This window comes from Terrabacter lapilli (assembly GCF_039531305.1).
Lineage (GTDB): Bacteria > Actinomycetota > Actinomycetes > Actinomycetales > Dermatophilaceae > Terrabacter > Terrabacter lapilli.
In genome coordinates, this window is the sequence record NZ_BAAAPU010000011.1 from 1 (window position 1) to 24,767 (window position 24,767).

Below are 24,767 nucleotides of genomic sequence, written 5' to 3' on the forward strand. Positions count from 1 at the left end.
ACTGCACTGGTGACGGTGTGGGAGAGTAGGACGCAGCCGGACAACCATTCACGACAACCCCGCCAGATATCTTCTGACGGGGTTGTCGCATGTCCGGGGCCAAGCGCTCCGGAGAACCGTCTCCCAGCCTGTTTCCGTGCACCATCCGGGAGCGCTTCCGCTGCTCAGTCGTCCATCGCCTCGATGCCGAGCTCGGCCAGCTCGGCCATCCGGGCGCGCATGTGGCGGATCATCTCGGGGTCGGGGCGTTCCCACCCGGTGATCTCCTCCAGCACCCGCAGCGGCTCGGTCGTCCGGTAGGAGCGGGTCGGGTTCCCGGGGAAGCGCTTGTCGGTCACGTTCGGGTCGTCCTCGATCGTGCCGAGCGGCTCCACCCGGTAGACGCGTCCCGGGCCGTCGCCGTGGGCGAGCTCGGCCGCCAGCGGGGCCCCGACGAGGGTGGCGGTCAGGTAGATGTGCTTCGCCGTTCGCCGGGAGCCGTAGTTGGAGCGCCATCCGGGAGTGAGCAGGTCGCCCGGACGCACGTCGGCCTTCGTCCCGTGGAAGAACGGGCCGGGGTCGTCGACGTGGCGAGGCGGAGGAGGCGGGTCTCGCAGCAGGCTGTCGAGCCGCTGCATGAGTGCGGTGACGCGGCCCCGGCCGTCCGGCACGCGCGGGTACCGGCCGAGAACGTCCAGGACGACCGGTGTGGCCAGCTTGGCCGCAGCGGTGATGGCGTACTCCGCGACCACCGGATCGTCGCCCCGGGCCAGTTCGGCCGCCCGGGCTGCGTGCGCGGCAGCCCCCAGGATGTGGCGCAGCTGGCTCGGCTTGGCCAGCGGATGGAGGTATGCCGCCGCGGCCGCATCCCCGGCAGCAGTAGCCGCGTGCCGGGCGGCCTCGCCGGCAGACTCCTTCGCGGCGCGGTGGGCCTCGGTGGCAGCAGTCCGTTGGAGGCGTGACCGTCGCGCCCCGTCGGCGAAGGCCCGCGCGGCCTCGAGTGCCGCTGCCGGGCGAGGGTCGTGGGGACGTTCCCTCTCGAAGACGACGAGCGCGCGCTCGGCGCACGACACGGCATACGCGACGACGGCCCGCAGCTCGTCCGTCGTCAGCGGAAAGTCGCCCACCCCTGTCTGCATCTCCTGAGGTTCGCACAGCGGACGCTCCTGCGGTCGGTCAGGACCTCGGGTGTCTGCTCAGAGCTCTTCGTCCCCAAGTGGCGCCCCTGCCTCTCGTGCAGCTGCCAGGCGTTCGACCGTGTCGGGGTGCGTGGCGAAGAGGACGTACTCGAGCCGCGGTGGGCGCACGTCCGCCGTGTTGACGGAAGCCAGGCGCAGCTGCATCGCTGCGAACGTCGCCGGGTCACCGGTCAACCGGAGGGCGTGCCGGTCTGCGCGGGCCTCGATCCGGCGCGACACGACGTTCTGCAGCGGGCCGGTGACGAGGCCCACCAGCGCCGCCACTGCCAGGACCAGCGCGATCGCCTCCGGCGACCCGATGGAGTCCACTCCGGCCCGGCGCAGCAGGGCGTCCCACTGACCGAGAAGGTAGAGCGCGACGACCGCCGCCGCAGCGCCGACCGCGCCGAGCAGCGTGCCGAGCTCGGGGTCGCGGGCCCTGGCGTGGCCCAGCTCGTGCGCGACGACGCTGCCCACCTCGCCGGCGGACGCCTTGCCCACGAGGGTGTCGTAGACGACGATGCGCCGGGTGGCGCCGAAGCCGGACACGTACGCGTTGAGCCCGGTCGTGCGTCGCGACGCGTCCGCGACCAGCACCTCTCGCACCGGGAGCCCGTCCCGAGCAGCCAGCTCCATCAGCTCGTCGCGCAGCGAGCCGGCCGGCATGGGCGTGAACCGGTTGAACACCGGCTCGACGAGGACCGGGAAGACGAAGGACAGCAGCACCACGAGGGCGGCGGCACCCAGCGCGCCCCAGGCCCACCACCAGTCCGGCGCGACGTGCGTGAGCGTGTAGAAGCCGGCGAGCAGCACGGCACCCAGGACGAGCCCGACCGCGCCGCTCCTGCCGAGGTCGGCCACCCAACCGCGCCAGGACTGCGTGGACAGTCCCCAGTCCCGGAGCACTACGTGACGCCACGCCGCGAACGGCAGGGGCACGAGCCACACGATCGCGAGGACAGTCAGCCCGCCCAGCACCGCCTGGGCCAGCCAGTGGCCACCGAACGGCTGTGCCACCCAGCCGACGATGTGCGCTCCCGCAGGGGTGAGGCCGAGCAGGAGGGGCGTCACCAGCCCGGCGAACAGTGAGGAGTACGCGCTCGGGCGCAGCGCGGCGTGCAGGGCGCGGCCCCGGTCCACCACGTCCTCGGGCACCTCGCGGAACGCCGCAGCGCGGGCGGCGCGCGTGGGGCCGGGCAGCCGCCACGGCACGACCACGACCGCCGCGACCGCCAGGGCGAGGCCGAGCGCCACCAGCGCCGCCACGGCCCATGCTCCGGAGTCCACGGCACAAGTCTGCCCAAACGCTGGCCAACGCTTTACCGAACCGCGCGTACCGTCCCAAACACACCGCGCGAACCAAGGTAGGGAGGCCTCGGGGAGCGGGGGTTTTCGAGACACGTCGACGTTGCGCCGGGCGTCCACATCCCAACCTGGAGGATCAGTGAAACGTTCGGCTCTGTCCCTTGCTGCCGTGACCGGCGCCCTCGTGCTCATGGTCGGTGCGACGTCCGCGATGGCCCAGCCATCACCGACAGGTGCTGCCCACCGGGCGGCACGGGTCTGCGCGGTGCCGGTGCCCGGAACCGCCGGCTGCCACGCCATGGTCGTCGTCGACGCCACCGGCAAGCCCCAGGTCACCGCCACCCCCAGCGGGTACGGCCCGGCCGACATCCAGTCCGCCTACGGTCTGGCGGGACTCACCAGCGGCGGCCGCACGGTCGCCATCGTCGACGCCTACGACGACCCGACGGCAGAGGCCGACCTCGCCACCTACCGCTCGCAGTACAACCTCCCCGCGTGCACCACCGCCAACGGGTGCTTCCGCAAGGTCAACCAGACCGGCGGCAAGAGCTACCCCAGGACCGACGCGGGCTGGGCCACCGAGATCAGCCTCGACCTCGACATGGTGTCGGCGGCGTGTCCTGACTGCAAGATCCTGCTCGTCGAGGCCAGCTCGAGCTCGTTCGCGAACCTCGGCGCCGGTGTGAACTACGCCGCGACCCAAGGCGTCTCGGCCATCAGCAACAGCTACGGCGGCTCGGACTCCGCAGGGACCTCGGCCTACGACCACCCAGGGATCGCCATCACCGCCTCCACAGGTGACAACGGCTACGGCATCGAGTCGCCGGCGTCCTTCGACAGCGTCGTCGCCGTCGGCGGCACGAGCCTCTCCAAGGCCTCCGGCACCGCTCGCGGCTGGAGCGAGAAGGCCTGGAGCGGCGCCGGCAGCGGCTGCTCGACGCTGAACGCCAAGCCCTCGTGGCAGACGTCCGCGACGCAGTGCTCGGGCAAGGCCAACGCCGACGTGTCGGCCGTGGCCGACCCCAACACGGGTGTCGCCGTCTACGACTCCACCTCCTACCAGGGCCGCAAGGGCTGGCAGGTCTACGGCGGCACCAGCGCCTCCTCGCCCATCATCGGCAGCGTGTACGCGCTCTCGGGCAACACCTCGGGCTACCCCGCCTCGTACACCTGGGGCCACAGCTCCGGCCTGAACGACGTCACCTCAGGCTCCAACGGCACGTGCTCCACGTCGGTGTGGTGCACCTCCGGCACCGGCTGGGACGGCCCGACCGGTCTGGGCACCCCGAACGGGACCAGCGCGTTCTGAGCCCGAGCCGCCGGACCGAAGGGGCCCGTCCCAGGACGGGCCCCTTCGCTGTGTCCCGGTCCTCGGCCCTCGCCTCAAGGCGCCATCCCCCTCGTGCTCCTCACGCGCCGCTGACGCGAGCCCCCGCCGGTCCCGGGTCGAGCCTGACCAAGGGCTGACCACGACTTCGCGCGCCGGACACCTGCACGCCGAACCGCGTTCGCCGGGGCGGAGGAGGTTTGGGGACGCTCCCGACGCCACCTCCACCCAGGAGAACCCCCATGGTCAACCTCGACCGCCGCCGCTTCCTCCAGATCGCCGGCGGTGCCGCCGCGGCCACGATGCTCGACCAGAGCATCGCCCGCGCCGCCGCCATCCCCGCCAACCGTGCCACCGGCACCATCAAGGACGTCGAGCACATCGTCGTCCTGATGCAGGAGAACCGCTCCTTCGAGCACTACCTCGGCAGCCTCCGCGGCGTCCGCGGCTTCGGCGACCCGCACCCGGTGCAGCTGCCCAGTGGCCGCAACGTGTGGCACCAGTCGGACGGCACCCGCGAGATCCTGCCCTTCCACCCCACCACCGACGACCTGGGCGCCGCCTTCCTCGAGGGCCTGCCGCACAGCTGGACCGACGGCCAGGCAGCCGTGAACAAGGGCCACTACAACGGGTGGGTGCCCGCCAAGGGGACGACGACGATGGCATACCTCCAGCGTGAGGACGCCGCGTTCCACTACGCCCTCGCCGACGCCTTCACGGTGTGCGACGCGTACTACTGCTCCTTCATCGGCAACACCGACCCCAACCGCTACTACCTGTGGAGCGGCTGGACCGGCAACGACGGCAAGGGCGGCGGGCCTGTGCTCTACAACGACGAGCTCGGGTACGACTGGCGCACCTACCCCGAGCGCCTCGAGCGGGCCGGGGTCTCGTGGAAGGTCTACCAGGACGAGGGAACCGGGCTCGACGCCGCCGGCTCGTGGGGCTGGACCTCCGACCCCTACATCGGCAACTACGGCGACAACTCGCTCCTCTACTTCGACAGCTACCGCAACGCCGCACCGGGCTCCCCGCTCCACGAGAAGGCGCGGACCGGCACGAGGGCCCGCGACGGGCAGGACTACTTCGAGCTGCTGCGCAAGGACGTCGAGGCCGGCACGCTCCCGTCCGTCAGCTACATCGCGGCCCCCGAGGCCTTCAGCGAGCACTCGAACTGGCCGACCAACTACGGCGCCTGGTACATCTCCAAGATCCTCGACACGCTGACGTCCAACCCGGAGGTGTGGGCGAAGACGATCCTGCTCATCACCTACGACGAGAACGACGGCTTCTTCGACCACCTCGTGCCGCCGCACGCGAACTCGCCTGTCATCCCTGGCGCCTCGACGGTGCCGACCGACCACGAGTTCTACGACGGCGAGCACGGACCCGGCGCGTACGGCATGGGGCCGCGCGTGCCGATGTTCGTCGTCTCCCCGTGGAGCACCGGCGGCTGGGTCTGCTCGGAGACGTTCGACCACACGTCGGTCATCCGGCTCATGGAGGCCCGCTTCGGCGTCATGGAGCCCAACATCACGCCGTGGCGCCGGGCCGTCGCCGGGGACCTGACGTCGGCGTTCGACTTCTCCAAGACGGTGCAGGCGGTGCCGGCCCTGCCCACTACGACGAGCTGGAAGCCCTTCGACGACAAGCGCCACCCGAGCTACCGCCCCACCCCGCCGGCCCAGGGCACGATGCCGAGCCAGGAGCCCGGCACCCGCCCGGCCAGACCCATCGGCTACGACCTCGAGGTGCTCGAGCGCCAGACCGCCGGGGCGATCACCGTCGACCTCGACAACCGCGGCCGGCGCGGCGTCCACGTGCAGGCCCGGCTCATCGCGCCCGCCGGCCCGCCGCACAGCTACACGGTGGGCGCCGGGGACGAGCTGCGCGCCACCTGGCCCGTCACCGGTGAGTACGACATCCACCTGCACGGTCCCAACGGCTTCTTCCGCCGGTTCGCCGGTGGTCCCGGCGCCGAGCACGTACGCGTCGAGCTGCGTCGCGAGGGACGCAGCCAGCGCGTCGTCGTCCACGTGGACGCGCCCCGCGGCGTCGAGGTGATGGTCGAAACGCGTACGGCGGCCGGACTCGCGTGGGCCGGCGGCCCGTCACGATCGACACCGCAGGCACGGGCGGCTGGTACGACCTGACCGTGGTGGCCGAGGGGACGAGCTTCCTGCGCGGCTTCGCCGGACACCTCGAGAACGGCCGCCCCTCGACCAGCGAGCCCGCGCTCGGCCGCAGCAACAGCTGAACCGGGGGCGGGGACGCCGACGTCACCCACACGTCGCGCAGTGATCGTCGGCAGTTCACGTGGTGTGAACGGCCCTGCCAGCCGGGACACAGAGAGTTGGGGCGTCTGGCAGCGAACTCCCAGACGCCCCAACCCTTTTGCACGAGAGGCATCTCCGTGAACACTCGCACCACCCTCAAGGCCGGCCTCGTCGGCACGCTGGCCGCGGCCGCCGCCTTCGCCCTCGGTGGGTCGGCCGCCGAGGCCCGCGGCGGCCTGCCGGTCGTCAACGTGCCCGACGCCAACCCGCGGTCCGGCATCCAGGACAACGTGCTCACCCCCTCGGCCAGGCAGACGTCGGTGGCGTGGGGCAACCTGCCACTGACGAACCCCGACACCGCCAACGGCGTCACGCACTACGGCTACAACACGCTCGACGGCGCGCCGCTCACGCAGACGAGGAACGAGGCCCACAAGACGGAGCCCGACAAGAACGTCTACCTCGTCCTCGGCGGCAAGCGCTTCCTCTACCAGGGCCACGAGATCGGCCCGCGCGGCTACGTCACCCGCATCAATCTCGACGAGACCGACCCGCTCAAGCGCGTCACGCTCATCTCCGACACCGACTCGGCCGGGGCCGCCTACCCGACCATCGACGGCATCACTTGGGACCCGTTCACCCGGCAGCTGCTGCTCACCGCCGAGTCGAGCGCCCCCAAGGGCGGCGTCTTCGCGGTCGGCCTGGACGCGAACGGCGACCCCGTCGACGGCGGCAAGGCCACGCGCCTTCCGGCCCTCGGCTCCGGTGGCTACGAGGGCATCCAGAACGACGCCGACGGCAACGTCTGGATCGTCGAGGACATCGGCGGCAAGAGCGCGAGCGGCGGCAAGGTGCCGAACAGCTACGTCTACCGCTTCGTCCCGACGGACAAGGCGGACCTCACCAAGGGCGGCGAGCTGCAGGCGCTGCAGATCCAGCGCCGTGACGGTTCCCCGGCCACGGCCTCGCAGCTGCAGGCGAACCCAGCCGACGCCTTCATCGGCGAGCTGCACACCTACGGAACGTCGTTCGCCACGAAGTGGGTCACGATCCACGCCGGCACGACCGAGGCCTTCGACGCGACGGCCGCCGCCAGGGCCGCGAACGCGACGCCGCTCAAGCGCCCCGAGAACGGCGTCTTCCGTCCCGGCACCGGCTTCAAGGAGTTCTACTTCACCGAGACGGGCGACACGAGCACGTCGAGCACCCTGCCCGGCACGTATGGCGGCGTCTTCCGGATCTCCCAGTCGAGCCCGAGCGCCGACGGCGGTCGCATCTCCATCGCCGCCGTCGGCGACCAGGAGCACACCGGCCTCGACAACATCGCCTTCGCCACGGCCGACGACCTGCTCGTCGTCGAGGACGCCGGCGACGGCATGCACACCCAGCGCAACGCGCTCGACTCCGGCTACGTCTACCACCTCGGCAAGGGCCGTGCCGAGGACGAGCGGTCGTATGCCGCCGAGGGTGCTCGCGCTCCCCGTCCCGTGCGCTTCCTCGCCGAGGGGCGTGACGCCTCCGCGACCTTCGACGCCATGAGCGGCCCGTCCTACAACGACGGCGACAACGAGATCACGGGCATCCACGTCTCCGACGGCGACCCCACGGCGGCGGGCCTGCTCGGCGCGAAGCTGCCGCAGCCGACGACGAGCCTCGCGTGGCGCACCTTCTGGACGCAGCAGCACGGCGACAACACCACGTGGGAGATCCACTGGAACGGCTCCCGCACGGACGGGCGGGACTGACCGCGCCTCCGGGTGACAGGGGCTCGGGCCCGGCGGCGCGTCGTGCGCTGCCGGGCCCGGCGCTCGTCACCGGCCGGGACTACCGTCGTGCCATGACCGACGGACTCGACAAGCTGACCCGGCAGGCTGCCTCCGACGCCGTGCCGAACTGGCGGTTCCTGCTCCAGCGCGTCCACCTGACCGTCCGCGCGGGCGATCCGGAGACCGCGCTGGAGCTCGTCGCCCGGGTGGGTGCCATCGGACGACAGCACGGCCACCATCCCGACATCGACATGCGCCGCGAGGTCGTGCACCTGGCCCTCTCGAGCGCCGAGGTCGACGGCGTGACGCCCCGAGATGTCACCGTCGCGCGGGCGATCGACGAGCTGGTGGACGAGCTCGGGCTGGTGTCCGAGCCCGGCCGCCTGACCGTCGCCGAGATCGCGATCGACGCGCTCGACATCGACGCGGTGCGCCCCTTCTGGGAGGCGGTGCTGGGCTACGACGCCGTCGGCAGGGACGACCTGCGCGACCCCATGCGGATGGCCCCCGCTGTCTGGTTCCAGCAGATGGATGCGCCTCGGCCCCAGCGCAACCGGATCCACGTCGACGTCACGGTCGCGCACGACGAGGCGCCCGGGCGGCTGGAGCGGGCGCTCGCCGCCGGTGGCCGGCTCGTCTCCGACGACCGCGCGCCGGCCTTCTGGGTCCTCGCCGACGCCGAGGGCAACGAGGCGTGCCTCTGCACGTGGCAGGCACGCGACCCGGCTGCCGACAGCGGACCGGGCTGACGGAGCCGGTCAGCCGGCCGCCGCGGCGTCCTGCGCTGCCAGGGCGACGAGGCCCGCGACCTCGTCCGGGTGGGTGAAGAGGTTGTTGTGCGATCCGCCGAGCCGAGCGGTGCGCACGCTGGGCGCGTTGCGTGCCGACCTCGCGAGCCGGTCGAGCCAGTCGAACGGCGCGTACGCGTCGTGCGCCCCCGAGGTCAGCGTGAGCGGCGCGCGCAGGTGGACGATGCGATCCTCCGGCGCGTCTGACAGGCCGGAACCCAGGATGGCGGCGATGCCGCCGCGGCCACGCCAGACCTCGGCGGGGTCGAACTCGTTCGGGCTGTCGTCCCGGTAGGCGAGCGCCGTCGCGAGGGCCAGGCCGGTGAGCCGGCGCTGCTGCGGGCAGAAGGTCGGGCCGGCCATGACGAGGGAGAGCCGGGTGCGGCGCACGCCCAGCGCCAGGGCAGCCGTCAGCGCTGCCTGCGCGCCGGTGGAGTGTCCGAGGACGACGACCGGGCGGTCGGATGCCTGGCTCTCGACCCAGCGGGCCGCCGTCAGGCCGAGCGCGTGGATGTCGGGCCGGGTGGACCGCGGCCGGTCCGATCCGAAGCCCGGTAGGTCGAGCACCGCGCACGGCAGTCCGCGTGCTGCCAGGGCGGCAGCGGTGTGCCGGGCGTAGAAGGTCAGGCCGAGGCCGGGCAGCACGACGACGAGCGGCGCTGTCGCAGAGAGGTTCTCACCGACCGAGAGCGAGCGGACGACGCGGCCGCGGACGGGAGTCAGGCGCTCCTGCATCCTCGGAGGCCCAGGTGTCGTCGGCAGGTCCAGCGCGTCGGCAGCGGTGCCCGGTCGGCTCTCCGCACCGGGGTCCTGCGTCACCTCGCCTTGGACACCCACCCGCCTGACTCTAGGGCAGTTCCGCCCGGGCTCCGTGCGGGAGCGGCGCCGATCCCGAGCCCGCCGCGTCGAGCAGGAGCCGGTCCGCCTCGACCGTCGGGGGGAGCAGGTGTCGGGACCGGAGGGCGGCAGGCACCCTCGGCGCCGCCGCCAGCAGTCCGCGTACGCCATGGGGGCTTCGCGCGGTCCGTCGCGCGGTCCGCGCGACGACGCCCCAGGGACGGCGCATGAGGGCGGTCAGCATGGTGTTGCGGGCGATGCGGACGTGCCGGGCCACGACGTCCCGGGTGGGGGAGGGGAAGTGGCGGGCGACGAGCTCGGGCGCGTAGCAGACGGCCCAGCCGTCGGCTGCGAGGTCGAGGGCGAGGCGCTCCTCCTCACCGGCGAAGAAGACGACGGGGTCGAAGCCACCGGCCTGCAGGTAGGCGGTCCGGCGTACCACCGCCCCGCACGCGATGAACCCGAGCACCCGCGGTCCGGGCTCCCCGTCGTGGGTCCCGAGCGCGGACTCGGCCATCTGCGTGCAGACCGGCTCGAGCGTCGCGTCGGTGCCCACGAGGATGCGGCCGGCGAGCAGGCCGAGCCGGGGATCGCTGTCGAGGAGGTCGGCAGCGAGGTCGAGCGCTCCCGGCTCCCACCACGAGTCGTCGTCGGCGAAGGCGACGTAGGGCGTGCGGGCCTGCGCGACGCCGAGGTTGCGGGCGACCGCCCCGGCGTTGCGCGGCAGCCGGACCACCCGCACCTCGGGGAACGCCCGCTCGACCTCGTCAGGGGTGCCGTCGTCGGAGGCGTTGTCCACGAGGATGACCGGGTGCGGGGCGTGGTGGGGAAGCGATTTCCGGAGGTCGTCCCACCGGTTGCGGGTGGCGACCACGACGGTGACCCGGGGAGGGGGACCGTCACTCACTCCACCACCCCCGGCAGGGGCTGTCCCGCGGAGACGGCGGCCAACACGGCGTCCCACTCGTGCAGGAAGCGCTTGAGCCCGAAGCGGCGCAGGGCGTGCTCGCGGGCCCGCTGCCCCATCGCCCGGGCGAGGTCCGCGTCGTGGAGCAGGTCTCGCACGCCGGCGGCCAGCTCGTCGGGACGGGTGCTGACGATCCCGACCTCGGGCGGCACGGCGATCGCGCTCTCGGTGCTGGCCACGACGACGACGGGCATGCCCAGCGTCATCGCCTCGACGAGGGACAGGCCGAGGGACGTCCAGCGGTTGGGGTGGAGGTAGGCGCGGCGCCGGGCCATCTCGGTGTGCAGCCGCTCCTGGTCGAGGTCCTCGACCGTGTCGAGGCCGGCCGGGACGTCGGGGAGGTCTCCGAGCGCGTGCGCCTTCATCCCGAAGACGTCGATCGGGTGTCGGCGGGCGAGCTCCAGGACGAGGTCCGTGCCGACTGCCCGGCCGCGGCGTACCGGTTCGTTGACGACCACTGCCACCCGCTCGAGCTTGCCGGTGTAGCGGTGGCCCGGGTCGACGACCCCGTGGTCGATGACCGTGTGGGGAGCCCGGCCGTTGTCCCAGAGCAGGGCGTTGAAGGCGGTGACGTGCACGACCGGGATGCGGCGCTGGTCGGCCATCGGGTGCCGGTCGAAGGGCACCCGACCGCCCGGCACGTTGTGCTCGAGGTAGACGGCAGGCAGGTCCCTCCCGGGCACGCGGCCGGTCCACTCGCGGACGAGGTAGAGCTCGTGGGGACGCTGCAGGACGACGACGTCGAGCTCCTCGTCGCGCAGGCGCTCCGGAGGCACCTCGCGTACGCGCTCCGGCCAGTCCCACGACTGGGCGCGACCCACCCCGTCCGGCCCCCGGTCGGGCAGGACGGGCACGACGTAGTCGTGCGGGCCCTGCACGAAACCGGTGGTCCACGAGCCGTGGACGTGCCAGATGAGGATGCGCACGCGCCGTCACCCGGCCTTCCGGGAGACCGCAGACGGTGTCGTCTCGCCGCGACCGAAGGCGTGCACCCGCCAGCCGGCACGGGCCCAGCGGGTGGGGTCCAGGACCAGCCGGCCGTCGACGATTACCCGGCGCTCGACGACGCGTCCGAGGGCGACGGGGTCGACCTCGGCGAACTGCGGCCACTCCGTGAGCACGAGCGTGGCCTCGGCAGCAGCACAGGCGGACTCGATGCTGTCGTGGACCTCGAGGTCGACCCGGTCGCGCAGGTGCCGTCCGGCCTGCGGGTCGAAGACGCGCACGCAGGCACCCAGCTGCGAGACTGCGCCCGCGACCGCCAGCGCCGGGGAGTCGCGCAGGTCGTCGGAGTCGGCCTTGAAGGCGGCGCCCAGGACCGCGACGTTGCGTCCATGCGGATGTCCGTCGAGCAGGCGCACCGTGAGGTCGACGGCCCGTTGGCGTTGGTGGGTGTTGACGGCGTCGACCGCGCCGAGCAGCTCTGAGGCGGAGTCGACACCGAGCTCGGTGGCGCGGCTCGCGAACGCCCGCAGGTCCTTGGGGAGGCAGCCGCCGCCGAAGCCGATGCCGGGCGAGAGGTAGCGCGGCCCGATCCGGGCATCGAGACCGAGGATCTCGGTGAGGCGCTCGATGTCTGCGTCGGCCGCCTCGCACACCTCGGCGAGCATGTTGACCAGGGAGATCCGGCTCGCGAGCATGACGTTGGCCGACGCCTTGGCCAGCTCGGCTGTCTGCAGGTCGGTCCGGACGGCGGGTATGCCGTCGCGCAGCACCGGCGCGTAGACCTCCCGCAGCCGCGTCTCGGCGGCGTCCGATGCCACCCCCAGCACGAGCCGGTCGGGGTGCAGGGAGTCCTCGACCGCGTGGGCCTCCCGCAGGAACTCCGGGTTCCAGGCCACCTCGACCCCGTGCCTCGGCGGCACGAGGTCCTCGAGGCGTTCCTGCACGCGGGCCGCCGTCCCGACCGGCACGGTCGACTTGCCGACGACGAGGGCGCCGCGGCGCAGGTGCGGGGCGAGGGCGTCGACCGCCTGCCACAGCGCTGTCAGGTCCGCCCCGTGCCCGGTGCCGCTCTGCGGCGTGCCGACGCAGAGGAAGTGGACGTCGGCGTCGACCGCCGCCGACAGGTCGGTGCTGAAGGTGAGGCGCCCGGCCCGTACGCCCTCGAGCAGCAGCTCGTCGAAGCCCGGCTCGTGGAAGGGCGCGATGCCGGCAGCGAGCTGCGTCACGCGCGACGGGTCGACGTCGATGCCGACCACGTCGTGACCCCAGCCCGACAGGGCAGCGGCATGGGTCGCGCCGAGGTAACCGGTGCCGATCACGGAGATACGCACGCCCGGCACTTTCCCGCTTCTCGGGTCCCCAAACGCCCTCGACCGCGGGGCGGCCCGGCCCTTCCGAGGGCTGAAGGCTGTACAAAACCTGCGATTCCGAGCCCGAGAAGCACTTCTCCGACGAGAAGTGGTTTCGCGAGTCGGAGAAGTGGGAACCGCTTGTCCGAGAAGCACCACCCCACCTTGCTGGAGGCGTCGTGAAGGTCCTCGGTGTCAACGCGCTGTTCCACGACCCCGCCGCGGCACTCGTCGTCGACGGCGTGACGGTCGCCGCGCTGGAGGAGGAGCGGCTCTCGCGCCGCAAGCACGGCCATCGCCCGGTTCCCTTCGCCGCGTGGGAGCTTCCCGAGCTGGCGGCGCGCTGGTGCCTCGAGGAGGCAGACCTCGACGCGTCGGACCTCGACGCCGTCGCCTACTCCTACGACCCCGCGCTGGCGCGGCCGGCCGACGAGCTCGGGCTGCACGACCCGTGGGACCACCTGCGCCAGACCTACGCGCAGCGGGCGCCGTCGTTCCTCGCCAGCGCGCTTCCCGGTCTCGACCCCGCCTGCGTACGCTTCGTGCCCCACCACGTGGCGCACGCCGCGTCCGGGGCCCTGGCCGCACCGACCGGCGACACCGACGTGCTCGTGCTCGACGGCCGGGGCGAGCGAGCCAGCCACCTCGCCGGCCACTATGCCGACGGCAGCCTGGAAACGCTTGCGACACAGCGCCTTCCGCACTCCCTGGGGCTCCTCTACGAGGACGTCACCCAGCATCTCGGGTTCCTGCGCAGCAGTGACGAGTTCAAGGTCATGGCCCTGGCGTCCTACGGCACGCCGCAGTTCGCCGACGAGCTGCGCCGGGCGGTCACGACGACCGGTGACGGCGGCTTCCGCACCGAGCCCATCGACTGGGGCGCGCTGGCCAAGCCGCGCGGCCCGGACGACCCGTGGACCCAGGAGCACGCCGACCTGGCCGCCAGCGTGCAGGCCCGGCTCGAGGAGGTCCTGCTCGAGCTCGTCGGCTGGCTGCACGACCGCACCGGCGCGCCCCGCCTGGCCCTCGCCGGTGGGGTGGCCCTCAACTGCGTCGCCAACACGCGACTGCACGCCGACGGCCCCTACGACGACGTCTGGGTCCAGCCCGCGGCCGGCGACGCCGGCACCGCCCTCGGTGCGGCGCTCACCGTCGCGTCGGACGGCGGCGACCGGTGCGCCCCGATGCCCGGCGCCGACCTCGGCCGCTCGTGGAGCGACGACGAGCTCGAGAGCGTGCTGCAGACCGCCCGCGTGCCCTACGAGCGATCCAGCGACGTGGCCCGCGAGGTCGCGCAGTGCCTGGCCGCGGATGGCATCGTCGCGTGGTTCCAGGGGCGCAGCGAGTACGGCCCCCGTGCCCTGGGGCACCGGTCGCTGCTCGCCCACCCGGGTCGCGAGCAGAACCTGGAACGGCTCAACGACGTCAAGGGACGCGAGCAGTTCCGGCCGGTCGCGCCCATGGTGCTCGCCGAGCGCGCGCAACAGATCTTCGGCCGCGGGCCCCTGCCCTCGCCGTACATGCTCTTCGTCCACGACGTCGACCCGCAGTGGCGCGACCGCATCCCGGCGGTCGTCCACGTCGACGGGACGGCTCGCGTGCAGACGGTCGACGCCCGCGACGAGCCCCTCGTGGCCCGGATGCTGACTGCCTTCGAGGAGCTGACCGGCATCCCGGTCGTCGTCAACACCAGCCTCAACACGGCCGGCCGGCCCATGGTCGACAGCCCACGGGACGCCCTCGAGTGCTTCGGGTCCGCGCCGGTCGACCTGCTGGCGATGGGACCCTTCGTCGTGCGGCGGCCGCGGGCATGACCACGAGCGCCACCACGGAGCCGGACACCACCGAGCCGGACACGGAGCCGGACACCACGGAGCCGGTCACCACGATCGTGGTGCCGACGGTGGGTCGGGACACGCTGCTGACCCTCCTCGAACGCCTCGCGCGGCAGTCCACCACCATGACGGCTCCCGTCCTGCTCGTCGACGACCGCCGCGAGGACCATCCGGTGGCTCCGCCGGCGTGGTTCGACGACCTGCCCTTCCCGGTCACCGTGCTGCGAAGCGGCGGACGCGGGCCGGCTGCGGCGCGCAACCTCGGCTGGCGCCACGCCCGCACGCCGTGGGTCTCGTTCCTCGACGACGACGTCCTGCCCGCGGAGGACTGGTACGCGGGCCTGGTCGAGGACCTCCGGCGCGTCGGCCCGGACGTCGTCGGCTCGCAGGGCCGGCTCCGCGTGCCGCTGCCCGAGGACCGTCGACCCACCGACTGGGAGCGCTCGACGGCCGGGCTCGAGGGAGCCCTGTGGATCACCGCCGACATGTCGTTCCGGCGCGCGGCCCTCGCGGCGGTCGGCGGCTTCGACGAGCGCTTCCCCCGCGCCTACCGTGAGGACGTCGACCTGTGCCTGCGGGCCACCGAGGCGGGCGGCCGCATCGAGTGGGGGAGCCGGCAGGTCCTGCACCCCGTCCGGCCCGCGGACGACTGGGTCAGCGTGCGCCGGCAGGTCGGCAACGTCGACGACGCGCTGATCCGCCGGCTGCACGGCCGCGCCTGGCGCGCTCGCACCCACGCCGCCCAGGGCAGGCTGCCGCTGCACGTGGCGACCGTCGCCACGGGTCTGGCGGCGCTGACCGCGACCCTGGCCGGTCGCCGTCGCGTGGCCGCCGTGGCCGGACTCGGCTGGACGGCCCTCACGACCGAGTTCCTCTCCGCGCGCGTGCTCCCCGGCCCTCGCGACCCCCGGGAGGTCGCGCGGATGGCCGCGACCAGCGTCGTCATCCCCTTCGCCGCCGTCGTGTATGCCGTCCGCGGCCGGGTGCGGCACCGGGACGCCGAGCCGTGGCGCGGAGCGCCCGACCTGGTCCTGCTCGACCGCGACGGCACGATCGTCCACGACGTCCCCTACAACTCCGACCCCGAGGCCGTCCGGCCCGTCGCGGGCGCCCGCGAGTCGCTGGATCGCCTCCGCTGCAACGGGATCCGCGTCGGTGTCGTGACCAACCAGTCCGGCGTCGGACGCGGCCTGATCAGTGAGCGCGAGCTCGGTGCGGTGAACGCACGGGTGCAGGAGCTGCTCGGCCCGTTCGACGTCTGGAGCCAGTGCCTGCACGCGCCGGACGAGCAGTGCGACTGCCGCAAGCCCGAGCCGGGGCTCGTCCTCGAGGCCTGCGCCCGGCTCGGTGTCGACCCCGGACGCACGGTCGTCGTCGGCGACATCGGCTCCGACGTCGCCGCGGCGGGAGCGGCCGGCGCGGTCGGCGTGCTCGTGCCCAACGGCGCCACCCGTCGGGAGGAGGTCGAGGACGCGCCCTTGGTGGCGGCGGACCTCGGCTCGGCCGTCGACGCCCTCCTGGGAGGTCGCTGGTGAGCCACGTGCTGGTCGTCCGTCTCGACAACGCCGGAGACGTCCTGCTTGCCGGGCCCGCCGTCCGGGCCGTCGCGGCGGGAGCCGAGCGCGTGACGATGGTGTGCGGTCCCCACGGCGCCGCCGCGGGGGAGCTGCTGCCCGGTGTCGACGAGGTGGTCACGTGGAGCTGCCCCTGGATCGACCCGAGACCGGAGCCGGTCGAGCGCGGGCACGTGGACCAGCTCGTGGACACGGTCCGCGCCCTGGCACCGGACCGGGCGCTCGTCCTCACCTCGTTCCACCAGTCGCCCCTGCCGACGGCCCTGCTCCTGCGCCTCGCCGGTGTGCCGTGGGTCGGGGCCGCGAGCACCGACTACCCCGGCAGCCTGCTCGACCTGCGGCACCGGCCGCCCGACGGCCTGCACGAGGTCGAGCGTGCCCTGTCGCTCGTGCGGGCGGCCGGCTACGAGCTGCCCGAGGGCGACGACGGCCGGCTGGCGGTGCTCCCGCCGCCGAAGCCCTGGCTGCCGTGGGTGGCGTCCCTCCCGTGGTCCGACGACTTCGTCGTCCTGCACCCGGGCGCGTCGGTCCCGGCGCGAGCCTGGCCGGAGCACCGGTGGACGGAGCTCGCCCGGCTGCTGTCCGAGCGCGGACGGCGGGTCGTCGTGACCGGCGGTCCCGCGGAGCGGGCTCTGACGGCGAGGGTGGCGGCGGCATACGGCAGCGGTGACGTCGTCGACCTCGGCGGCCGCACGCCCCTCGGCGAGCTCGCAGGCGTCCTGCGGGCCGCGTCCGTGGTCGTCGCGGCGAACACCGGTCCGGCGCACCTCGCAGCCGCCGTCGGGACCCCGGTGGCCTCGCTCTTCGCCCCGACCGTGCCGTTCGAGAGGTGGCGGCCGTGGGGCGTGCCCGTCGTGGTGCTCGGCCGGGGAGACGCCCCCTGCCGTGACACCCGCGTGACGGCGTGCCCGTTCCCGGGCCACCCCTGCCTGACCTCGGTGACCGCGACCGAGGCGTTGCAGGCCGTCGAGTCCCTTGCGCCGCAACGGCGCCCGTCCCGCTCGTCGCCGGACCCGTTGGGGGACGGAGCCCTCAGCCAGACCGTCCCAGGAGGTATGTCATGAGGATCGCCATGGTGTCCGAGCACGCCAACCCCCTCGCCCTGCTGGGCGGCGTGGACGCAGGCGGGCAGAACGTGCACGTCGGCGCCCTGTCGGCGCAGCTCGCGGCTCGCGGGCACGACGTGACCGTCTACACCCGGTGGACCGGCCCCGACGTCCCGGCCCGGGTGGAGACGCCCGACGGCTACGTCGTCGAGCACGTGCCGGTCGGCCCGCCCGAGGAGGTCCCCAAGGACGACCTGCTGCCGCACATGCCGGCCTTCGCCCGCTACCTCGAGGCGCAGTGGAGCGAGCGCCCCGTCGACATCGTGCACGCGCACTTCTGGATGAGCGGGATGGCCGGCACGCGCGCCGCTCGCCGCGTCGGCACTCCCGTGGTCCAGACCTTCCACGCCCTCGGCACCGTCAAGCGCCACCAGCAGGGCGCCCGCGACACCAGCCCGCCCGAACGGCTGGGCATCGAGCGGCGGCTGTGCCGGCAGGTCGACCGGGTCATCGCCACGTGCAGCGACGAGGTCGAGGAGCTCGGACGGATGGGGCTGCCCGCGCGCCGCGCCACCGTGGTCCCCTGCGGCGTCGACACCGACGTCTTCCGGCCGTATGCCGTCCCGCCACGTGAGCGCCCACGGCTGCTCTCGATCGGCCGGCTCGTCGAGCGCAAGGGCGTCGGCAACGCCATCGAGGCGCTGGCCGCCGTGCCCGATGTCGACCTCGTCGTCGCCGGCGGTCCGCACCCGTCGCAGCTGGACACCGACCCCGAGATCCGGCGCCTGCGGGAGGTGGCCCGGCGCTTCCGCGTCGAGGACCGCGTCACCTTCCTCGGGGGCGTCGGACGCGACGACGTCCCGAGGCTGATGAACGAGGCCGACATCGTCGTCGCGGTGCCGTGGTACGAGCCGTTCGGCATCGTGCCCGTCGAGGCCATGGCCTGCGGACGGCCGGTCGTCGGCTCCGCCGTCGGTGGCCTGCTCGACACGGTCCTGCCCGGCCAGACGGGCGAGCTGGTGCCGCCCCGCCGCCCGGACGCGCTGGCCGGGGTGCTGCGCCGGCTGGTGGCCGACGAGGAGACGCGCGAGGCCTACGGCCGCGCCGGTCGCGACCGCGCCGTGGCGCTCTACCGGTGGTCGTGCGTGGCCGCGGCCACGGAGGACGTCTACGCCGACGTGGCTGCCGAGACGACCCGAGGGGCGGTGGCCCGATGAACGCCGGCCTCACGTCCTTCACCCCGTGCGACCACGAGCACCTCGCAGCCCTCGTGCAGGCGGCGAGCACCTTCAGCCCCTGCGTCGAGCTCGCCGACCGCTGGGGGGCGCGCCTCGCGGCGACCCTCGAGAACGGCGGCCGCCTGCTCGCAGCCGGCAACGGCGGCAGCGCCGCGCAGGCCCAGCACCTGACCGCCGAGCTGGTCGGCCGCTACCGACTCGACCGGCGGCCCTTCTCGGCCATCTGCCTCAGCTCCGAGACCTCGACCCTGACCGCGGTCGTCAACGACTACCCGCCGGAGGAGCTCTTCGCGCGGCAGGTCGAGGCACACGGCCGCGAGGGCGACGTGCTCGTGCTCCTCTCGACGAGCGGGCGCAGCCCCAACGTCGTCGAGGCGGCGCGGCGCGGTCGTGAGCTGGGCCTGGTCGTCTGGGCCCTGACGGGGCCAGCCCCCAACCCGCTCGCCGAGGTCGCCGAGGAGACCCTCAGCGTGGACGCCGAGTTCACGGCGACCGTGCAGGAGCTGCACCTCGTGGCAGTCCACATCCTGTGCGCCGGCCTCGACCGCGCCCTCGGTGTGCTGCCGAGCCGAACGCGCGAGGACGTCACCGCCGTCAGGAGGCCGGCGTGACCGGCGCGTCGGGACCGACCGTCCTCAAGAGCCCGCTCGTCGTCGTCGGCGACGCCCTGCTCGACATCGACGTCGACGGCCGCGCCGGACGGCTGTGTCCCGACGCCCCGGTGCCCGTGCTCGACGAGCTGGTCGAGCGGGCTCGGCCCGGCGGGGCGGCTCTCGCCGCCGCGCTCGCCGCGCGGGACGGCGTCGAGGTGGTGCTCGTGACGGCGCTCGCAGACGACGAGGGCGGCGAGCGCCTGCGACAGCTGCTCGCGCCGGTCGAGGTCGTGGCGCTGCGCCCGCAGGGGGCCACCCCGGTCAAGCGGCGCATCCGGGCGGAGGGCCAGTCGCTCGTACGCCTCGACACCGGCGGCGCCCCGGGCGGCGTCGGTGCGGCCACCCAGCGCGCGCTGGAGGCGGTGCGGGAGGCGGGCGCGGTGCTGGTCTCCGACTACGGTCGCGGCACGGTGGATGCCGACGGGCTCCGTGAGGTGATCGCGGAGGTCGCGGGCCGCATACCCGTCGTCTGGGACCCGCACCCCCGCGGCGGCCGGCCCGTGCCCGGCGTCCGGCTCGTCACGCCGAACGAGGACGAGGCTGGCGTGCTGGCCGCGCGGGAGGGCCTCGGGGCCGGCGGCCCGCCGCACTCGCTCGTCGCCGCCCGGCGGCGGGCCGAGGCGCTGTGCCGTGCTTGGCAGGCGCAGGGGGTCGCCGTGACCCTCGGCGCCCGAGGTGCCCTGCTGACCTATGGGAGCGGTACGCCGGTGCTGGCGCCCGCGCCCGACGTGCGCTGCATCGACGCGTGCGGAGCCGGAGACCGCCTGGCCGTGTCCGCCGCGGTCGCCCTCGGCTCGGGCTCCGTCATCGCCGACGCCGTGGCCGAAGGGGTCCGCCGCTCGGCCGACTACGTCTCGAGCGGAGGGCCGGCATGCCTCGACGATCTCGACGGCCTGGCTCCGGCGTGGCAGGCGCTGGGGGTCTCCGCTGGCGACGGTGTCCCGGGCGGCAGCGCGCCGACCGTGGTCGCGACGGGCGGCTGCTTCGACCTGCTCCACACCGGCCACATCGAGACCCTCCGCGCCGCCCGGGCGCTGGGGGACCGGCTCGTCGTCTGCCTCAACTCGGACGCCTCGGTTCGACGGCTCAAGGGTCCCGGCCGCCCGATCGTCCCCGAGGCCGACCGCGCCCGGGTGCTGCTGGCGCTCGAGTGCGTCGACGAGGTGGTGCTCTTCGACGAGGACACCCCGGTGGAGGTGCTGCGCCGGGTGCGGCCGGCCATCTGGACCAAGGGCGGCGACTACGCGGGCGCCGACGTGCCCGAGCTCGCCGTGCTGGAGGAGTGGGACGGGCAGGCGGTCGTCCTGCCCTACGTCGAGGGCCGTTCGACGACGGCCCTCGTGGCAGCGGCGACCGGACAGCGTGCCCAGCCGGGCTCGACAGTGGCATCGGCCGCGAGCCGATCGCGATCAGGAAGGAAGGACGCATGACGACCTCGACAGCGGAATCCCCCTCAGTGGGAACCGTGCTCGTGACGGGGGGCGCCTCGGGCCTCGGGGCCGCCGTGGCGCGCGCCGTGGCGCAGGAGGGCGGCCGGCCCCTCGTGCTCGACCGGCGGAAGCCCGACCCGGGCGTGCTCGACCTGCCGGAGTCGGACGTCGGCATCGTCGACCTCGCCGACAGCCGGGCCGCCGAGCAGGCGGTCAGCGAACTCGTCGAGAAGGCGGGCGGGGTCGACGGCGTGGTCACGTGCGCCGGCACCGACGCGTGCGGCCGCTTCGACGAGATCGACGGCCCCGACTGGGACCGGGTCCTGCAGGTCAACCTCCTCGGCACGGCCGCAGTGGTCCGCGCCGCCATGCCGTCGCTGCTCTCCCGCGGCGGCCGGGTCGTGACGGTCGCGTCGACCCTGGGGCTGCGCGTCCTGAGCGACGCGACGGCCTACTGCGCCTCGAAGTTCGGCGTCATCGGCTTCTCGCGGGCGCTCGCCGTCGAGACCCAGGGCCGGCTGGGGGTCACGACGCTCGTCCCCGGAGGGATGCAGACGGCGTTCTTCGACGGACGGCCCGACCAGTACAAGCCCGGTCCCGACGCCAAGCTCAACCGCCCCGAGGACGTCGCCGCGGCAGTCCTCTTCGCGCTGCGCCAGCCGCCGGGGTGCGAGGTGCGCGAACTCGTCATCACGCCCTCCGTCGAGGGGTCCTGGCCCTGAGCTGGCAGGCGAGGGCCGGTCGCGCGCTCGTCCTCCGGGCCCTCGGCCTGGGAGACGTGCTCACCTCGGTGCCGGCGCTGCGGGCCCTCCGCCGGGGCCTGCCCGACCACGAGCTCGTGCTCGCCGGGCCGGCCGCCCTGGCCGCTCTGGTGGTGGCGCCGGACCTCGTCGACCGGGTGCTGCCGGCACAGGGGCTGGACCCGCTCGAGTGGTCCGGACCGCCGCCCGACGTCGCCGTCGACCTGCACGGCTGTGGGCCGGCGAGCCACCGGCTCCTGCAGGCGCTGCGTCCGCGGAGGCTGGTCGGCTTCGCCTGCCCGGCTGCGGGAGTGGCCGGCCCCGAGTGGCGTCCGGGCGAGCACGAGGTGCGCCGGTGGTGCCGGCTCGTGGAGCATGCCGGCTGGCCGGCCGACCCCTCGCAGCTGCGGCTGCCGCCGCCGACGGTCGCGAGCCCGGCGCCGGGCGCCGTCGTCATCCACCCGGGAGCTGCCTACCCGTCCCGTCGCTGGCCGGTGGAACGCTTTGCGGCCGTGGGGAGCTGGGCCCGGGACCAGGGCCTCGACATCGTCGTCACCGGCAACGCCGAGGAGCAGCCGCTCGCCGTGGCGGTCGCGGACGCGGCGGGGTTCGGGCCCGATGCCGTGCTGGCCGGCCGCACTGACCTGCTCTCGCTCTCCGCCCTCGTCCGCGGAGCGCGCCTGGTCATCTGCGGTGACACCGGGATCGCGCACCTCGCCACGGCCTTCGGCACGCCGTCCGTCGTCCTCTTCGGCCCGGTCCCGCCCTCGGAGTGGGGGCCGCCGGCCGAGGGGCCCCACACCGTGCTGTGGCACGGCGGGGAGCGGGCGTCGAGCGGTGGTCGCGGGGACCCGCACGGCGAGGCGGTGGACGCCGCCCTCCTGGCCACCACCGTCGACGAGGTGGTCACCGCCGCGCGGGCGCGACTGCGGCAGAACGACACGCGTCGCCTCGATGGGGGTCGCCGCGAGGACCGGGCGCCCACGCGCGTGGTGTCAGGCAGCTGAGCGCAGCTGCTCCTCGAACCACTCGAGGGTCCGGCGCAGGCCCTCCTCGACCGGCACCTGCGGCTTCCAGCCCAGCAGCTCTGCTGCCCGCGAGGTGTCCGGCCGTCGCACGCGGGGGTCGTCCTCCGGCAGGTCCACGAAGGTGATCGGCGAGCTCGACCCGGCCAGGCGGCACACGGTCTCGGCGAGCTCGAGCACGGTGACCTCGTCGCCGCCGCCGAGGTTCACGGGACCGGGGTGGTCGCTGGCCGCGAGGGCGCAGAGGCCGTCGACGGTGTCGGTGACGTAGCAGAGCGAGCGGGTCTGGCTGCCGTCGCCCGTGACCGTGATCGGCTCGCCCTTGAGGGCCTGGGTCATGAACGCCGGGATCATGCGGCCGTCGTCGGCGCGCATCCCCGGCCCGTAGGTGTTGAAGATGCGGGCGATGCCGGTGTCGACGCCGCGGCTGGTGCGGTAGGCCGTCGTCAGGGCCTCGGCGAACCGCTTGGCCTCGTCGTAGACGCTGCGCGGGCCGACCGGGTTGACGTTGCCCCAGTAGCTCTCCGGCTGCGGGTGCACGAGCGGGTCGCCGTAGACCTCCGAGGTCGAGGCGAGCACGAACCGGGCGCCGTTGACCTGCGCCAGGTCGAGCGCGTGCATCGTGCCCTGGCTGCCGACGAGCATGGTCTCGACGGGCAGGGCCGCGTAGTGCACCGGAGACGCCGGAGAGGCGAGGTGCATCACCTGGTCGACGCGGCCCTGGACGTCGAGCACCCGGGTGACGTCGGCATGGACGAACGTGAAGTGCGGATGCGTCTCGAGCTCCTCGACGACCGCCGGCGTGCCGGTGACGAGGTTGTCGACGGCCACGACCTCGCAGCCGTCGTCGAGCAGGTGCCGGCACAGCCATCCCCCGAGGAACCCGGCGCCTCCCGTCACCACGACCCGTCGCCGGTGGCCGTCCCGGGAGCCTCGCAGCGCGGCGGCTGCGTCTACGCCTTCCACGCCGGACGCGTACCCGGGCCCGTCGGGGGTGAAACGAGGGGTCGCCCGGGCGGCGTCCCGCGGCGGAGCCGGCCACCCGGCATACGACCCGCCTCTACCGCCCGCCGCTCCGGCAGGTCATGCTGTGACATGGCTACCGATACCGACCACACCTTCGACATCGTCGTCATCGGCCTGGGACCGGGTGGCGAGTACCTCGCCGGCACCCTGGCCGAGCGTGGCCTGCGCGTCCTCGCCGTCGACCGCAACCTCGTGGGCGGCGAGTGCCCGTACTGGGGCTGCATCCCCTCGAAGATGATGATCCGCGCCGCCGACTCGCTCGCCGAGGCCCGCCGCGTGGAGGGCCTGGCCGGCTCGGTCGGCGAGGTGAGGCCGGACTGGTCGGTCGTCGCGAAGCGCATCCGTGAGGAGGCCACCGACAGCTGGAACGACCAGGTCGCCGTCGACCGCCTCACCAAGAAGGGCGCGACGGTCCTGCACGGCACCGGCCGCATCACCGGCCCGGGCGAGGTGGACGTCGACGGCACGACGTATGCCGCCACGAAGGGCGTCGTGGTCAACCCCGGCACCACGCCCTCCGTCCCGCCGATCGAGGGGCTGCGCGAGACCCCCTACTGGACCAACCACGAGATCATCGAGGCCGACGAGCTGCCCGACTCCCTCGTCGTCCTCGGCGGCGGTGCCATCGGCTGCGAGCTGAGCCAGGTGATGGCCCGGTTCGGCGTCGAGGTGACGGTCGTCGAGGCGGCCGACCGCATCCTCTCGCTCGAGGAGCCCGAGGCGTCCGAGAAGCTCGTCGCGGCGCTGGAGGCCGACGGCATCACCGTGCGCACCGGTGTCGGCGCGGAGAAGGTCAGCCACGACGGCTCGTCCTTCACGATCACGCTGGCCGACGGCTCCACCCTCGAGGCGGAGAGGCTGCTCGTGGCCACCGGCCGTCGGGCCGACCCCGCCGCCGTCGGGCTCGACGCCGTCGGGGTCCCCTCGGACGCGCGCACCGCGCCGGTCGACGACCGCTGCCGGGTCACGGACGGCGTGTGGGCGGTCGGCGACATCACCGGCAAGGGCGCCTTCACGCACGTCTCGATGTACCAGGCGGGCATCGTCGTCCGCGACGTCCTCGGCGACGACGGACCCCCGGCGGAGTATGCCGCACTCCCGCGCGTCACCTTCACCGACCCCGAGGTCGGTGCCGTCGGGATGACCGAGGCGCAGGCGAGGGAGAAGCTCGCGAACGTCGAGGTCGGCGTCACGCCCCTCGGGGAGACGACGCGCGGCTGGATCGCCAAGGCGGACGGCTTCATCAAGGTCGTGGCCGACGCCGACCGCGGGATCCTCGTCGGGGCCACGGCCATGGGCCCGGCCGGCGGCGAGGTGCTCGGGGCGCTCGCCGTCGCGGTCCACGGGCAGGTGCCGGTCGACCGGTTGAGGTCGATGATCTACGCCTACCCGACCCTGCACCGCGGCATCGAGACCGCCCTCGCCCAGCTCGACTGAGGAGGTCGGCCGGCGTGCTCCGAAGATTGCTCCGTGATGGCCCGGT

General features: G+C 73.9%; 20 protein-coding genes and 1 pseudogene. 13 read left to right on the forward strand and 8 right to left on the reverse strand.

The annotated features are described in order from the left end of the window. Positions 1 to 164: 164 nt before the first annotated feature. The 3 genes and pseudogenes from arr to ABD241_RS17580 form a co-directional block, all read right to left on the reverse strand. A complete protein-coding gene (gene arr, locus ABD241_RS20700) occupies positions 165 to 617 on the reverse strand; it encodes an NAD(+)--rifampin ADP-ribosyltransferase (RefSeq protein WP_425580844.1) in 453 nt (150 codons plus the stop codon). A gap of 111 nt (positions 618 to 728) precedes the next feature. Further along, positions 729 to 1,118: pseudogene (locus ABD241_RS20705) on the reverse strand (putative immunity protein); the annotation flags it as partial. Between the two features lie 57 nt (positions 1,119 to 1,175). Continuing rightward, positions 1,176 to 2,444 (reverse strand): M48 family metallopeptidase, encoded by a 1,269-nt coding sequence (locus tag ABD241_RS17580; RefSeq protein ID WP_344065714.1) that lies wholly within the window; start codon positions 2,442 to 2,444, stop codon positions 1,176 to 1,178. 157 nt (positions 2,445 to 2,601) lie between these two features. Between ABD241_RS17580 and ABD241_RS17585 the strand changes: the two genes are divergently transcribed. The 4 genes from ABD241_RS17585 to ABD241_RS17600 all read left to right on the forward strand — a co-directional run bounded on the left by ABD241_RS17585 (position 2,602) and on the right by ABD241_RS17600 (position 8,580). Beyond that, complete coding sequence (locus ABD241_RS17585; RefSeq protein WP_344065716.1) at positions 2,602 to 3,771, forward strand: S53 family peptidase; 1,170 nt, start codon at positions 2,602 to 2,604, stop codon at positions 3,769 to 3,771. A gap of 260 nt (positions 3,772 to 4,031) precedes the next feature. Continuing rightward, positions 4,032 to 5,942, forward strand: a complete 1,911-nt coding sequence (locus ABD241_RS17590; RefSeq protein WP_344065719.1) for a phosphocholine-specific phospholipase C — start codon at positions 4,032 to 4,034, stop codon at positions 5,940 to 5,942. 260 nt (positions 5,943 to 6,202) lie between these two features. Next, complete coding sequence (locus ABD241_RS17595) at positions 6,203 to 7,810, forward strand: alkaline phosphatase PhoX (RefSeq protein ID WP_344065722.1); 1,608 nt, start codon at positions 6,203 to 6,205, stop codon at positions 7,808 to 7,810. Between the two features lie 92 nt (positions 7,811 to 7,902). After that, positions 7,903 to 8,580 (forward strand): VOC family protein, encoded by a 678-nt coding sequence (locus tag ABD241_RS17600; protein WP_344065725.1) that lies wholly within the window; start codon positions 7,903 to 7,905, stop codon positions 8,578 to 8,580. Positions 8,581 to 8,589: 9 nt separating this feature from the next. Here ABD241_RS17600 and ABD241_RS17605 read toward each other — a convergent pair whose 3' ends face one another. The 4 genes from ABD241_RS17605 to ABD241_RS17620 are packed head-to-tail and all read right to left on the reverse strand — an operon-like array spanning position 8,590 to position 12,699. Further along, a complete protein-coding gene (locus tag ABD241_RS17605) occupies positions 8,590 to 9,456 on the reverse strand; it encodes an alpha/beta fold hydrolase (protein ID WP_344065728.1) in 867 nt (288 codons plus the stop codon). Positions 9,457 to 9,466: 10 nt separating this feature from the next. After that, positions 9,467 to 10,363, reverse strand: a complete 897-nt coding sequence (locus tag ABD241_RS17610) for a glycosyltransferase family 2 protein (RefSeq protein WP_344065731.1) — start codon at positions 10,361 to 10,363, stop codon at positions 9,467 to 9,469. Beyond that, a complete protein-coding gene (locus ABD241_RS17615) occupies positions 10,360 to 11,349 on the reverse strand; it encodes a glycosyltransferase (RefSeq protein ID WP_344065734.1) in 990 nt (329 codons plus the stop codon). Before ABD241_RS17615 ends, ABD241_RS17610 begins: the two co-directional genes overlap by 4 nt. Positions 11,350 to 11,355: 6 nt before the next feature. Continuing rightward, positions 11,356 to 12,699 (reverse strand): UDP-glucose dehydrogenase family protein, encoded by a 1,344-nt coding sequence (locus tag ABD241_RS17620; RefSeq protein ID WP_344065737.1) that lies wholly within the window; start codon positions 12,697 to 12,699, stop codon positions 11,356 to 11,358. A 197-nt stretch (positions 12,700 to 12,896) separates the two neighbouring features. Here ABD241_RS17620 and ABD241_RS17625 point away from each other — a divergent pair, with 197 nt between their 5' ends. The 8 genes from ABD241_RS17625 to ABD241_RS17660 are packed head-to-tail and all read left to right on the forward strand — an operon-like array spanning position 12,897 to position 22,240. Continuing rightward, positions 12,897 to 14,531, forward strand: coding sequence for a carbamoyltransferase family protein (locus ABD241_RS17625; protein WP_344065740.1), 1,635 nt, complete (start codon positions 12,897 to 12,899; stop codon positions 14,529 to 14,531). Beyond that, positions 14,528 to 16,087: an HAD-IIIA family hydrolase gene (locus ABD241_RS17630; RefSeq protein WP_344065743.1), complete on the forward strand. Its 1,560-nt coding sequence runs from the start codon at positions 14,528 to 14,530 to the stop codon at positions 16,085 to 16,087. Before ABD241_RS17625 ends, ABD241_RS17630 begins: the two co-directional genes overlap by 4 nt. After that, complete coding sequence (locus tag ABD241_RS17635; RefSeq protein ID WP_344065746.1) at positions 16,084 to 17,190, forward strand: glycosyltransferase family 9 protein; 1,107 nt, start codon at positions 16,084 to 16,086, stop codon at positions 17,188 to 17,190. Before ABD241_RS17630 ends, ABD241_RS17635 begins: the two co-directional genes overlap by 4 nt. After that, positions 17,187 to 18,389: a glycosyltransferase gene (locus ABD241_RS17640; RefSeq protein ID WP_344065749.1), complete on the forward strand. Its 1,203-nt coding sequence runs from the start codon at positions 17,187 to 17,189 to the stop codon at positions 18,387 to 18,389. Before ABD241_RS17635 ends, ABD241_RS17640 begins: the two co-directional genes overlap by 4 nt. Continuing rightward, entirely contained in the window at positions 18,386 to 19,021 is a 636-nt protein-coding gene (locus ABD241_RS17645) for a D-sedoheptulose-7-phosphate isomerase (protein ID WP_344065752.1), read from the forward strand. Before ABD241_RS17640 ends, ABD241_RS17645 begins: the two co-directional genes overlap by 4 nt. Further along, the gene (locus ABD241_RS17650) at positions 19,018 to 20,493 is read left to right on the forward strand and encodes a PfkB family carbohydrate kinase (RefSeq protein ID WP_344065756.1); all 1,476 of its coding nucleotides are present in this window, start codon (positions 19,018 to 19,020) and stop codon (positions 20,491 to 20,493) included. Before ABD241_RS17645 ends, ABD241_RS17650 begins: the two co-directional genes overlap by 4 nt. Then, positions 20,490 to 21,215 (forward strand): SDR family oxidoreductase, encoded by a 726-nt coding sequence (locus ABD241_RS17655; RefSeq protein WP_344065759.1) that lies wholly within the window; start codon positions 20,490 to 20,492, stop codon positions 21,213 to 21,215. The genes ABD241_RS17650 and ABD241_RS17655 overlap by 4 nt, the downstream gene beginning before the upstream one ends. A gap of 56 nt (positions 21,216 to 21,271) precedes the next feature. Continuing rightward, the gene (locus ABD241_RS17660) at positions 21,272 to 22,240 is read left to right on the forward strand and encodes a glycosyltransferase family 9 protein (protein WP_344065762.1); all 969 of its coding nucleotides are present in this window, start codon (positions 21,272 to 21,274) and stop codon (positions 22,238 to 22,240) included. Here ABD241_RS17660 and ABD241_RS17665 read toward each other — a convergent pair. Then, on the reverse strand, positions 22,229 to 23,224 hold the full coding sequence (locus ABD241_RS17665) for a UDP-glucuronic acid decarboxylase family protein (RefSeq protein ID WP_344065765.1): 996 nt from the start codon (positions 23,222 to 23,224) through the stop codon (positions 22,229 to 22,231). The genes ABD241_RS17660 and ABD241_RS17665 overlap by 12 nt on opposite strands. A gap of 129 nt (positions 23,225 to 23,353) precedes the next feature. Between ABD241_RS17665 and ABD241_RS17670 the strand changes: the two genes are divergently transcribed. Further along, positions 23,354 to 24,721 carry a dihydrolipoyl dehydrogenase family protein gene (locus ABD241_RS17670; RefSeq protein WP_344065768.1) on the forward strand — a complete coding sequence of 456 codons (1,368 nt, stop codon included), beginning with the start codon at positions 23,354 to 23,356 and terminating at the stop codon, positions 24,719 to 24,721. Positions 24,722 to 24,767: the final 46 nt, after the last annotated feature.

Coding starts and splice junctions, on each gene's coding strand:
- arr (WP_425580844.1), bottom strand. CDS start 617: ATGCAGCGGCTCGACAGCCTGCTGCGAGACCCGCCTCCTCCGCCTCGC.
- ABD241_RS17590 (WP_344065719.1), top strand. CDS start 4,032: ATGGTCAACCTCGACCGCCGCCGCTTCCTCCAGATCGCCGGCGGTGCC.
- ABD241_RS17600 (WP_344065725.1), top strand. CDS start 7,903: ATGACCGACGGACTCGACAAGCTGACCCGGCAGGCTGCCTCCGACGCC.
- ABD241_RS17630 (WP_344065743.1), top strand. CDS start 14,528: ATGACCACGAGCGCCACCACGGAGCCGGACACCACCGAGCCGGACACG.
- ABD241_RS17640 (WP_344065749.1), top strand. CDS start 17,187: ATGAGGATCGCCATGGTGTCCGAGCACGCCAACCCCCTCGCCCTGCTG.
- ABD241_RS17645 (WP_344065752.1), top strand. CDS start 18,386: ATGAACGCCGGCCTCACGTCCTTCACCCCGTGCGACCACGAGCACCTC.
- ABD241_RS17655 (WP_344065759.1), top strand. CDS start 20,490: ATGACGACCTCGACAGCGGAATCCCCCTCAGTGGGAACCGTGCTCGTG.
- ABD241_RS17670 (WP_344065768.1), top strand. CDS start 23,354: ATGGCTACCGATACCGACCACACCTTCGACATCGTCGTCATCGGCCTG.